This is a genomic window from Vibrio genomosp. F10 str. 9ZD137, from assembly GCF_049974785.1.
Classification (GTDB): Bacteria; Pseudomonadota; Gammaproteobacteria; order Enterobacterales; family Vibrionaceae; genus Vibrio.
This window is the reverse complement of sequence record NZ_JBNGCJ010000173.1, coordinates 1-12,558: the sequence shown is the minus strand read 5'-3', so window position 1 is coordinate 12,558 and position 12,558 is coordinate 1. Positions and strand designations below refer to the sequence as shown.

Below are 12,558 nucleotides of genomic sequence, written 5' to 3'. Positions count from 1 at the left end.
GCTCGTTCCTTGGGCTGCCGGTGCGCCAATTACTCGCTATCCATCTTCTGAAAACAATTTTGTTTTTCGCCTATCGGTTGATGACTCAAAGGTTGGCCGTATTTTGGTGAAACATGCGTTAGCCAATCAATGTCAGCAACCTCAACTTATACTAGAGAATACAGCATGGGGAAAATCAAATTATGAAGCCATGAAATCAGCATTGCCTGAAGAACTGAAAGCCAAAGTGCAAGTCACTTGGTTTAATTGGGGGATTTCTGATATTGACGCAAGAATCAAAATTCGAGAATCCATCGACGCGAATGCCGATTGTTTATTATTAGTCAGTAACTCTAGGGAAGGTCGGTTGATTGTTCAGGGGGTGAGTGACCTTAAATTGCACATGCCGGTTTATAGCCATTGGGGAATTACCGGAGGAGATTTCGCGCAAAAAGTATCCCTTGAAATCAGAGACAATGCTCAACTGCATTTCATTCAATCTTGTTTCAATTTTTATAGCCAACAGAATAACGATTTTCAGCAAGATGTCTTCAAACGAGCTCAGGCTTTGTATCCCGACGATTATGCCACACGCAATATCGCTGCGCCGGCAGGCTTCGTGCACAGTTATGATTTGGCGAAGATTTTCCTTCATGCGGCAGACAATACGGGTTTAACCCACGATGCTAAATTGAATCAAAGGAAGCTAAAGGCATCGCTGGAGTCATTGACAGCCCCCATCCAAGGTTTGATTAAACAATACCACCAACCGTTTAGAGTCTTTAGCTCGCAAGACCTCGATGCGCATGAGGCGTTAGGGCCTGATGATTTGTGCATGGCTAAATACGATGAAAATAATGCGGTGAAAATAATTCACTGACTTGGGTATGTTGATTTTTCGAACAAAATTTAACCGCGAAAGAACAACACGCCGTAATGATGTTGCAATGGAATGTTGGAGTAAAACGAGACGCCTATGATTGAGCGTAAAAAGAATAGAGTGGATAAAAACACGTTTGGGTTCGACAAGAAAAATGGTATGCACCTCTTTTCGGCTTTTATCTTGTTGGGTGCTTGCGTGTTTTCAATAGTAAGCTTGTTTTTTGTCCAGAAGCAGGCAGAAGATACCGCACGCTTAATTGTAGATGAAAGTAACGCGGGGCGATTCTCTACGATTGAGAATTACACCAAGGAGTTCCTCAATTCCCATCAACAGACCCTAATAAAAATGGTGGAGCACCCGCTCGTTCGAGCTTCCACATTACAAGGTGTGGCGGATAAAATAGCGTTTGAAGATCAAATCGCTAAACTCAAAGTCACAGAGGTAAGCAGTTATTTTAGTGTCTATGATTTCATCGGTAATGAAATCTATAGCGAATCGATATTACCGGAAAATGTGGTCAATTATATTCAATCTGGCGTGAGTGATGAAAGTTTACTGACTTCCGTATCCTATTCTTTTTTCAAGAAAAATAGCGTTCGCTACATAATGATATCTGCGCCTATTCTTTATAATGGGCTTGCTGAGGGGTTAGGTGTTTATATTTCAACCGTCGATGAAAACAGGCTGAATTTAGGGCTGAGTGATGATGGTAGCTATTGGGTTGGCATAACCCAAGATCGGTTAGGTTGGAAAATGATCGCTCCCGCAGGTTGGGAAGTCCAAACTTCTGTGATCCCAGAAAAAGCGCTCTCTGTCTCTTTCGCTTTGTCTCCTTCACTTTTTATCCATGCACAACAGTCACTGTTTAACAGTTTGCTTGTCGGTTTGTTGGTCGCCACCACGGTAGCGTTTTCTGCGTTGTTTCTTCTTGGTCGCCGAGTTCTGGTTTCCCCTTATCAGCAGTTGTATCGTTCTGAGCAAGAATTGATCGTTTATTCAGAAGCATTGAAACGTAAAGAAGAAGAATCGGCGCTCCTCGCTAGGGTGGCGAAGCATATGCGAGATGCTGTTATTTTCACGGACACAGAGACCAAGATCACTTGGGTGAATAATGCGTTTGAGAAAATGACAGGTTATGGGTTTGAAGAGGCAGTTGGAAGACGACCAGGAGAGTTGCTGCAAGGTGAAGGCACCGACAGAGAAACGACCCTGAAGATTCGAAAGGCGATCCAGAATCGCGAGTCTGCTTTTTTCGAAGTTATTAATTACACCAAGCAAGGAAAATTGTACTGGGTTGAAGTCGCCTTAACACCTCTTTACAACAAAGCAGGAGAGTTAGAAAGCTTTATGGGGGTTGAGAGAGACGTAACACAACGGGTTAATTTAGAAACGTCACTTAGACAAAAAGTGTTGGAAGCGGAAGCGGCGAATATCGCTAAGTCTCAATTTTTAGCGGCCATGAGCCACGAGTTACGAACGCCAATGAATGGTGTGTTAGGAATGGGCGAGTTGTTAAAATCGACCCAGCTGTCGGTTACTCAACAAGGACATGTTGATACTCTTTTACAGTCTGGCTCACACATGATCTCCGTCCTTAACGATATTCTTGATTACTCCAAAACTGAAGCGGGAAAACTCGATATATCGTCCCACAACTTTTCATTGATGAGTGCAGTGGATAAAGTTATCCATATGTATGAACCTCTTTGTCGCGAGAAAGGGTTGAACTTCGTTCAACAGACGCCTAGCCATAGTGATGAGATCATGGTTTGCAGTGATGAAAAGCGCATTGTTCAGATATTGCAAAACTTGCTGGGGAATGCGTATAAATTCACGTTAAAAGGAGACATCAAATTCGAGCTGAAGATTGTCGATAATGGGGTAAACAATAAAACCTTGTCGATTGCAGTAACGGATACGGGTATTGGTATTGCAAAAGACAAACTGGGTGACGTGTTTGAAGCTTTTGTTCAAGCGGACAGTAATAGCACTCGCAACTTTGGCGGTACAGGCCTTGGGCTAGCGATATGTAAAGAAATTGCCCACGAGATGGGAGGCCATATCCATGTTGACAGTGAATTAGGTATAGGCAGTCGGTTTAGTGTCGACTTACCGGTTACGCTGGTGCAGAGCCAAGGGCATGTCTACATGGCCGAGACCCCAATGTTCACTGGCAGTGGTTTAACGGTACTCATTGTTGAAGACAATAGAGTAAATACCATCTTGCTCTCTAAGTTGCTTGAGTTACGAGGATTTGAATACGATACCGCGGAAAATGGTCAGATAGCGGTTGAGAAAACCCAGGCAGGTCACTTTGATTGTATCTTTATGGACAACCACATGCCGGTCATGGATGGCATCGAATCGACCACGTTGATTAAAAATCTGAAGCTGGATAAAGAACCTGTGGTATTCGGTTGTACAGCGGATGTATTTGAAGAAACCAGATTAGAAATGATGGCCGCTGGCTGCGTAGAGGTTCTGACTAAACCAATAGGCTTGCAGAAGTTAGATGAAGCTCTTCATCACTGGATGAAGGCCAATCGCATACCAAACAGCTCATCGAAAGTTAGCTGAATAGTAGATGACCTGAATAGGTTAGCCGAGCAAGTCCGTTAGCCGAGTCAGTGAAGCTAGGTTTGAGTGTGCCCACCATCAATCAAACAGAGGGAAGATCCTGTTTTAGCTCGAGTAGAAGTAGGTATGCACTTTCGCCTGACATTTGATAAGGGTTAAACTCATCAGTACTTGAAAATTGCAGTGTTAGAAGCGCTGATAGGTATGAAGGCGGTACATGGCCCATCGACCAGTCTCCAAACTCTCTACAATTGACTTCTTTGTAGTAAATAATCGTTACATTGCTATGCCTATTGTCTTTTTGAATCCGACGGTAAGTCTTGTTTACTTCCTCTCTGGATCCTTCTAAGCATTGCAAAAAGTACTTTTTGTTGAAACTAAGCAGCCCAGTGAGGTGGCTTGATTGATTGTTTCGGCGCGACGTATTAAGAATATTGTCCATATCTGCAGAGTCGCAATGATCAGAAATGGTACTAACGTAAATTAATCGGCATAAAATCATAGAACATTCTCTGTTTTACACATATCTCTATTAAATATAAGCGATGGTATGGGAAATGCGAGTAAGTCCAACGGGTTTATACCATTCATTGCCGATTGTATTGACGGTTTGGTTGATAAAAGTAACGCGCTGTATAGATTTTTTAACACCCGCTTCACATCGAATTTATTAGTCCTTATCGACATTTTGTGCAATTGAAGCGATCTTAGCGTCCTTAAAAGCCAGAGCTTATGACTGAACTGGCGAAGTGAGTAATTTCAGTGATATTAATAAGGACATTCAAACATGGATAATGAACATTCTCTTCGCGAGAATCTCTTAGCGTTGATTCTGGGCAGTGCGCTTGTGTCACTCGGGGTGATATTTTTTAATCAGGTCGGTTTATTGACAGGTGGCACGGCTGGGCTGTCTATTTTTATCACCAAGATCTCGGATTACTCTTTTGGCCAAGTTTTTTTCGTTCTCAATCTGCCGTTTTATATTTTGTCGGTGACGCGAATGGGCTGGCGTTTTTCTATTAATACATTTGTTGCGGTGAGTATTGTCTCGTTTGCTGTTGATCACTTGTACCATGTGATTCAAATCGCTCATATTCAGCCGTTGTACGCTGCTCTGCTGGGCGGTGGACTGATTGGAATGGGCATGCTCGTCATTTTCCGACATAAAATGAGCTTAGGTGGTTTCAATATCCTCGCGCTCTACTTGCAAGAGCGTTTTGGTATTCGAGCGGGTAAGGTTCAAATGGGGCTTGATTGCTCGATTGTGGTGATGTCGCTGTTTATTGTGAATGTGGAGCTGATATTGCTTTCAATCGTAGGGGCTATTGCGACGAACTTGATTTTAGCGATGAATCATAAGCCTGGCCGTTATCAGGCGGTGGTGAATAGTACGCCTTAGCTTTTGATGTGAAGCCTTTGATGTCAAACTTTTACGTAAAGCCTTTAAGGTAACGTTTTTAAGATAAAAAAGTGGTCTAGATAAAATCTAGACCACTTTTTTCGGGTAAGCCTTTTTTCGTTACAAGCCTTGTGCTCAAAAGCCTTACCTTAACACGCGAGTCTTCACAAACCTTGCAACCACTACACCCTGTGGTTTTCTTCTACTGTATTTTCTTCCCTGAGCGCTGCTGTTCTTTTAACGCCAGCTTTGCTTTTTTACGTTGTTCAATCAAATGGGCAGCTTCTCCGCCAACATGGGTTTCGCCACGTAAGTTAGATAATTGAACTTGCTTTTCACGTTCACGGAAGCGTGCTTTTTGCTCATCACTGTGTTTGTCAACGCACTTAGGGCAGCTCACGCCTTTTTCGAAATGCACCGATTCTTTGTCTTCATGAGTGATGGGTAAGCGACAAGCGTTACAAACATCGTAACCACTTTTTTCTAGCTGATGATTAACGGCTACACGCCCGTCGAACACGTAGCAGTCACCTTCCCATAGGCTTTCTTCTTCTGGTACATCTTCCAAATACTTGAGAATGCCGCCTTCCAGGTGGTAAACCTCTTCAAATCCTTGCTCTTTCATGTAAGCGGTTGATTTTTCGCAGCGAATTCCACCGGTACAGAACATGGCCACTTTTTTGTGTTTAGCCGGGTCCAAATTGTCGGCAACGTACTGTGGGAATTCACGGAATGTTTCAGTGTTTGGGTTTACTGCATTTTTGAATGTACCAATGTCGACTTCGTAGTCGTTACGCGTATCCACGAGTAACACATCAGGGTCGGAAATAAGCGCATTCCAATCGCTCGGTTTAACGTACGTACCCACCACATTAAGAGGGTCGATACCTTCAATGCCCATGGTGACGATTTCTTTTTTCAGCTTTACTTTTGTGCGGTTGAAAGGCTGCTCTTCGTTAAACGATTCTTTGTAAACAACATCGGCTAAGCGAGTATCTTGCTTGAACCATTCAAGTAATGCATTGATGGATTCACGTTTACCCGCAACTGTGCCATTGATTCCTTCACTTGCTAGTAACAAGGTACCTCTAATTTTATTGGCTTCAAGGAGTTCGGTGAGCGGTTGGCGAATTTCTTGGTAATCGTCTAGCGTGACAAACTTATAGAGTGCGCATACAACATAGTGAGACATGGTTTTTCCTTCTGCGAGCTGGAACGTAAATCCAGTGCGTGCCTTTTAGGCATATTAAAATCACGCGAAGTATAACCAAGCATCGCTAAGACAAAAACCCACACAAAATAGGGATATTCACCTTTTTCATTGTGGGAGTTAATGTGAGAGTTGTTGTAAGAGTTAGTGGGCCAAACAACATGCTCCGACTGGATTGGCTTTGTTTAGGCACTTTTTAAGAAGTTTGGTTTAGAAGCTTATTTTAGAAGCTTTAGTTTTGAAGCTTTAGTGAGTTCTCTTATCTATCCCAGTGGTGCTGATTAGGATCATTGTTGGCAATCCATTCAGAGTCTTCGCGGGCTTTTAGGTATAACTGCAACCCATTGTACGATGCAAACGCCGTGACACCGCCTAAATGCTCAAAATCATCAAAGAACGCGTCTTCTTGTTCACACAAATCAGAAAGGTTATCTATACCGTTTTCAATGGCCCATCTTATCGCAAACGTAGGAGCGATGGTGCCTGACACAGAAACCTCTTCCATTGCGTCTTGCTCTTGATGTTCTAAAGTCTCCACTTCGTGTTTTTCTGCTTCCTGCTGGTAAATCTCATCAATGATCTGGGTGCGTTGAGAATGGGAAGGGCGTCTATTTAACTTGGCTATTTGGAGCGCGTAGTCAAATCGTTCAGGCGTCAGTATTTGAACAAGTTCAGTGATCAGCTCTTTGTCGATTCCTGTCGCTTCCACGAAATAGTCGATGCATGCACTGAGAGAGGAATAGTGAGTGCCATTAAACTCGAAATAGCTTGTATCGTCATCACAATCGATTGGAAGTTCGTCAACGCAGACTGGCCACCCTTGGAAAGAGACCCGCTGTTTGGCGATGTTATACATTTCCCAGGCACTTCGGCCAAAACCACCTAATATCGCCCCTGAGAAATCGCTATCAATGAGCTCTTGTTCCGTCCAGTTTTCCCCAATCCCCAAATGCTTAGTGTACTTCGAGATAAGCGCTTGTTTGATACGAGCACGTAATGCCCAAATTGAGGTTAAATGGTTAGGATAGCGAATAGAATGACATTCACTGCACGCTGGTATTGCCAGTAAAGGGTGGGTTACATATTGACGAGATCGCGCGTTGCTAGGGAAATTTAGGCAATCAGAAGAGGGCTCACCACAAAACCAGCAGGTGTAACGCAGGTTGAAGGGAATATCGATGGTAGAATACGAATTAAGTGGTGGTTCAATTGGCATATTTTTGAGCTACGGTTTTGGCGGGCTAGGGCAAAATGAATCAGTCTACCTAGACAACCAATAAGTGAGATTTTGTAAAAGGGGATAGTATCAGTAAGTTGAGCATGCCTCCAAGTGCGCAAATCGATCTTGCTAATAATTAATATATGATTGTTTAAACTAGAGGAGACGGAAAACGGTCGCCCAAGAAGAGGGAGATGCACTGTCGACTGTTTAACCTGGTGACGATTCGTGTTTTATCACCAGGTATCAGTGAGAGGTTTCAATCTTTAAACTTAGACTCTAATCTCAAGCTCCACATTTCGGTACAAAAGCAGAGGCTCTAATATTCTCTAGTGCCTAGGGCATGTTACAGTGATGGAGACTTTAGGTATTCATGCAATTGCGTTTCAGTTGGTAGGGCCGTCATTGCACCTTTCGCAGTTGTTGCTAAGGCTCCACATGCATTGGCTTGAGTAATGATAGTGACTAAGTTATCCCATTGTTGCCAATCTTCTGTTGATGAAAGCCCAGCCAACAAACCGCCAACAAACGCATCTCCTGCGCCGGTGGTATCTATTGGAACCAAAGGTTGACCTTTAACCCATTGCCGAGTGTTGTCCGAAATGATGATTGCGCCGTCTTTTCCTTGGGTAATGATGGTCAAAGGGATGGTGTAATGATGTTTTAGCCAGTCAATGGCTGATTCGGTATCGCTCTTTTCGGTTAAATAGAACAGCTCGTCATCTGAAAATTTAGCAACATCTGCCAAAGCGATTGCATCTAAAACGACCGGTTTCATTTCATGTCGGTTCGTCCATACATCGTCACGCAAATTGGGGTCGAATGAAACATAACCGCCTGCGGATTTTATCGCTTTCATGGCATTTAAGGTGGTTGAACGTGATGGTTCATTAGCCAGTGCAATAGAGCAAACATGAAGCCACTCCCCGCGATTGAAGGAAGGGATGTCAGAGGGCTCTAAAAATTGGTCTGCACTGGGAAGAACCATGAAGGTAAAACTGCGTTCTCCATCATCATCGAGATCGACGAGCACGGTCGACGTTCGATGTTTTTCATCAAGTAACATGCTTTGGGTATCCACTTTTTCATTGGTCAATACCTGTTTCATGAATTTACCTAGTGGATCACAACCCACGCGACCAATGAAAGCAGCGTTTCCCCCGAGTCGAGCAATACCCACCGCAACATTCGCAGGGGCCCCACCAGGGCATTTTAAATAGGTATTATCTCCATCTGGAATGAGATCAACAACGGCGTCTCCAGTGACCCATACTTTAGCCATGTTCTTTACCTTTTAGTGTATTTCTAATTTTCAAGTGAAGTGCCAAGTGCAAAAGCCCTACTCGTTACTGTGTGAAGCTTGGCTGCAACACAGAGTCTTTAAGTAGGGCAGTTAGCCGATAGATAATCGATTAAGCGGTTTTTGCTGCCAATCTATTTTGTTTAGCGTGATAGCGCTTACCAAGTAAAATCGTGATAGAGAATGCAACGGCAAACGATATCGCCATACCAACAACATAGACGCCGACTTTATCTGGAGTAATCGAGATAATGCCCGGAAGTCCAGCAGCGCCAAGTGCTTGCGCTTTTACTTTGAAAAGGCTAATAAATGCACTCGCTACGGCAGCTCCGACAATGGCCGCGATAAACGGGTAACGCAATTTTAAGTTGACGCCAAACATTGCTGGCTCGGTAATACCAAGTAAAGCGGTCACGCCAGAGGGCATTGCAACGCCTTTCATTTTGCTGTCTTTTGTTGTCAGACCCACCGCGAGCGCTGAGGCGCCTTGGGCAACATTTGACATTGCAGCGATAGGGAATATAAAACTGCCTCCTGTTACGATGATGTTCGTCAACAGCTGGGTTTCAATCGCAATGAAGCTATGGTGCATTCCTGTGATAACAAAGGGTGCGTAAATAAACCCGAATAACGCGCCGCCAACAAAGCCTGCTGAGTCATATAACCAAGTCAGCCCGTCACCTAATAGGAAACCTAAATCACGTGTAAATGGCCCAACGAGCGTAAAGGTGATCACGCCGGTAATGAAAATCGCCAGCATTGGGGTTAATAAATTATCCAATACGGATGGGATGACTTTACGTAAATTTTGCTCTACTTTTGCCAATATGAAGGCGGAAACTAATACGGGTAATACCGACCCTTGATAACCTACTTTTTGAATTTCAAATCCTAGAATATTCCAAGTAGGAATGTCACCAGTTATCGATGCACCGCCGAATCCCCAGCCGTTTAATAAGTCAGGGTGAACCATCAACATACCGAGGGCTGCGCCTAGATACGGGTTACCACCAAATTGTTTCGATGCTGAAAACGCTAATAAAACGGGAAGGTACACAAAAGGGGCGTTTGCAAAGGTATTAATCATGGCAGCAAGGTCGGCTAAACCAGGATTAGCATCAATAATAGATTGTCCTTCAATGAACAAGCCATTTGCGGTTAAAAGATTAAATACCCCCATTAAAAGTCCGCCAGCGACAATAGCTGGGATAATCGGGACAAAAATATCAGAAAGACCCTTTACTGCGCGTTGAACAATATTTTGCTTATCAGCACCTGCAGAGGCGACATCCTTCGTCGACATTTCGGTGATGTTTGTTAGTTTTGCCATCTCAGCATAGACTTGGTTAACGATGCCTGAACCAAAAATAATCTGGTACTGACCGGCAACTTTAAATTGCCCTTTGACTCCCTCTAATGCGTCGATTTTCTTTTCATCAATCAGTGAATCATCTTTCAGTGCTAAACGCAGGCGAGTAGCACAATGCGCAAGAGCTTGTATATTTTCTTTACCACCTAAGGCGGAAAGCAATGTTGTAGCAACAGCGGGGTAGTTCATATCCTGCTCCAGTTTGTAGGGTTTAATTTTTTTGGGAACGTTTGCAATTTAAATATTGAGATAATTCGATAAATAGTCAAAACATTAAGACCAATAGTGTGAAAAAGATCATGTTAATTCTAATATGATCGTTTTTTATGAGAGTGTTATCGGTGATATGCTCTTTCTATGACAATTTTTTCGCAAACCATCCCAATAAAGGAACGAGAATGGCTAGCTTGCATGATGTAGCAAAACTCGCAGGCGTCTCTAAATCGACGGTTTCCAGAGTTATTAATAATGAGTACGGTGTTAAGAAATCCACAAAAATTAAAGTAGAAAAAGCGGTACAGGAGTGTGGTTATGTCGTTAACCAGGTAGCGAAAGATCTAAAGTCGCAAAAAACAAACCTGGTCGGAGTTATCGTGCCTCGTATGGCTTCAAATGCCACAGCACAAGGGGTTGACGGACTGAGCGCTGTTTTTGAACGCAGTAATAAACATGTGTTGTTAGCTAATAGCCAGCGAGAGCATCGAAAAGAAGTCGAGTTTATTCACCTGTTTAACCAGAAACGAGTGGAAGGTATTTTGCTGTATGCGACTCACTTGGATGACGATATTGTCAATGCGATTACTCAATCGCGAGCCCCCGTGGTCTTAGTGGGACAAGATGGTTCGTTGCATAATATCCCCAGCGTTATTCATGATGATTTGAGAGTGGGCTTTGAAGCTGGGACTCGGCTAATTAAAGCGGGTTGCCAGCATGTCGGGTTTATTGGTGTAGATAATAATGATATTGCTGTTGATGGCTTACGTTCTCAAGGGTTAGCTCAAGCGTTAGAGCGAGATGGTATGTCTGTAGAGTGCCATTATCATGGCGACTTTTCCATCGAGTCTGGTTATCTGCAGATGCGCCGTATGTTAAATGAACATTCTACTGTTGATGGCGTTTTTGCGGCGACCGATCGCATGGCTTTGGGCGCGATTAAAGCAATTCAAGAGTACAATAAAACGGTGGGTAAAGAGATTAAAATATTAGGTGTGGGTAATGATGAACTGGCAAAAATAGCCGTTCCTGGGCTGTCGACATTCAATTATACTTTTGATTATGCAGGAGAAAGTTCAGCCAGCCTCTTGCTGGAGTTGATCGAAGGAAAGAAGAATATCATGAGCAAGTTGGTATTAGGGTTTCAATTCGTAGAGCGTGAAACTTGCTAGTGATCGTTTGTAATACGCATGGCGATTAGCCCTCTCAATTAGAGGGCTTTTTTGTCGTTTCAATGTCTGACCACCTCAATATTTTGTCCAATATAGCGAGTTTCATTTGTCATTTTTATTTTGATGGATTACGATTGCAAACGTTCCCAATAAAAATCAAAGCGAGATGACGATGTTAGAGCCAATCTTAAAATGTTGCGGTGGTACAAGAAACCTTAATCGTGTGCTAGTGGATGGCGAAAAACTTGTTTTTGAAATCAACAATAAAAATTGGTTGGAACTGGATGGGTTAGAATTGTCATGCAGTGATGTTTTGGGTAAAACGCAGGTGTCGTATGGTTTGCCAACAAGGTTGTCATCTAAAGCTTTACTGAGCATTGGTGAAGACATTCGAAAAAATCAATTGCGCTTATTGAGCGATGTTCAAAAACCGATCCCATGTACCCATCGCCCAGATTGGCACATATCGCCTCCGCAAGGGTTGCTGAATGATCCCAATGGTTTCATTTATCATCAAGGTCAGTATCACCTTTTTTACCAGTGGTCGCCTTTTACTTGCACACACAAAGACAAGTACTGGGCACATCTCACAAGCACCGATTTAATTAACTGGGTTTGGCAACCTGTAGCATTGACCCCTTCTGATTGGTTTGACTCACATGGTGTATTTTCAGGGCATGCGCTCGCTGTTGGAGATGAGTTATGGCTTTATTACACAGGAAACACTCGCATTGGTTCTGAGCGCATTAGGCAAACGACTCAATGCTTGGCCATTTCAACTGACGGCATTCATTTCAATAAGCAGGGTCCAGTGATAGACAAGCCTGCTCCGAATGTGACAGAGCATATGAGAGATCCAAAAGTGCTTCGTGACCAAGAGCAAGATCAATGGCTCATGTTGCTGGGTGCTCAGCGCCAAGATAGGCTGGGTAGGTTAGCCGCTTATACCTCAACAGACTTACGTAACTGGCAATTTGATCGGTTGTATGGCGATGAGTTAGGTGATTTTGGGTACATGTGGGAATGCCCTGACATGTTTGAACTTGGCGGTCAGTCATGGGTGATCATTGGCCCCCAAGGCATTGAATCCGAGAGCGATTATCACAATGCTCCTCATCATAACCGAATAGCCAAAACAAGCAATCAGAGTACAAAAGGCTTTTTTCTGGACGAAGCTCAAGCGTTAGACCATGGCTTCGATTTTTATGCCCCACAGACACTACTGACACCAGATGGA

10 protein-coding genes are annotated in these 12,558 nt (G+C 43.4%); 5 read left to right on the top strand and 5 right to left on the bottom strand.

Annotation, left to right across the window (positions count from 1 at the left end):
* On the top strand, positions 1-859 hold an 859-nt coding region (locus ACP45E_RS02285; protein ID WP_069584656.1), incomplete at its 5' end, for a hypothetical protein.
* 96 nt (positions 860-955) lie between these two features.
* Complete coding sequence (locus ACP45E_RS02280) at positions 956-3,439, top strand: hybrid sensor histidine kinase/response regulator (RefSeq protein ID WP_017038441.1); 2,484 nt, start codon at positions 956-958, stop codon at positions 3,437-3,439.
* Positions 3,440-3,521: 82 nt separating this feature from the next.
* Here ACP45E_RS02280 and ACP45E_RS02275 read toward each other — a convergent pair whose 3' ends face one another.
* Positions 3,522-3,941, bottom strand: a complete 420-nt coding sequence (locus ACP45E_RS02275) for a BLUF domain-containing protein (RefSeq protein ID WP_017038440.1) — start codon at positions 3,939-3,941, stop codon at positions 3,522-3,524.
* A gap of 285 nt (positions 3,942-4,226) precedes the next feature.
* On the opposite strand from ACP45E_RS02275, the gene ACP45E_RS02270 reads away from it, so the two are divergent.
* Positions 4,227-4,838, top strand: coding sequence for a YitT family protein (locus ACP45E_RS02270; RefSeq protein WP_017034559.1), 612 nt, complete (start codon positions 4,227-4,229; stop codon positions 4,836-4,838).
* A 202-nt stretch (positions 4,839-5,040) separates the two neighbouring features.
* On the opposite strand, the gene ACP45E_RS02265 is transcribed toward ACP45E_RS02270, so the two are convergent.
* The 4 genes from ACP45E_RS02265 to ACP45E_RS02250 all read right to left on the bottom strand — a co-directional run bounded on the left by ACP45E_RS02265 (position 5,041) and on the right by ACP45E_RS02250 (position 10,125).
* Complete coding sequence (locus tag ACP45E_RS02265; protein WP_017038439.1) at positions 5,041-6,030, bottom strand: rhodanese-related sulfurtransferase; 990 nt, start codon at positions 6,028-6,030, stop codon at positions 5,041-5,043.
* Positions 6,031-6,307: 277 nt separating this feature from the next.
* The gene (locus tag ACP45E_RS02260; protein WP_017038438.1) at positions 6,308-7,264 is read right to left on the bottom strand and encodes a hypothetical protein; all 957 of its coding nucleotides are present in this window, start codon (positions 7,262-7,264) and stop codon (positions 6,308-6,310) included.
* A gap of 349 nt (positions 7,265-7,613) precedes the next feature.
* On the bottom strand, positions 7,614-8,549 hold the full coding sequence (locus ACP45E_RS02255; RefSeq protein ID WP_017034556.1) for an aminoimidazole riboside kinase: 936 nt from the start codon (positions 8,547-8,549) through the stop codon (positions 7,614-7,616).
* A gap of 130 nt (positions 8,550-8,679) precedes the next feature.
* Positions 8,680-10,125 (bottom strand): sucrose-specific PTS transporter subunit IIBC, encoded by a 1,446-nt coding sequence (locus ACP45E_RS02250; RefSeq protein WP_017034555.1) that lies wholly within the window; start codon positions 10,123-10,125, stop codon positions 8,680-8,682.
* 209 nt (positions 10,126-10,334) lie between these two features.
* Here ACP45E_RS02250 and ACP45E_RS02245 point away from each other — a divergent pair, with 209 nt between their 5' ends.
* On the top strand, positions 10,335-11,321 hold the full coding sequence (locus ACP45E_RS02245) for a LacI family DNA-binding transcriptional regulator (protein WP_017038437.1): 987 nt from the start codon (positions 10,335-10,337) through the stop codon (positions 11,319-11,321).
* A 172-nt stretch (positions 11,322-11,493) separates the two neighbouring features.
* On the top strand, positions 11,494-12,558 hold a 1,065-nt coding region (locus tag ACP45E_RS02240), incomplete at its 3' end, for a glycoside hydrolase family 32 protein (protein ID WP_069584654.1).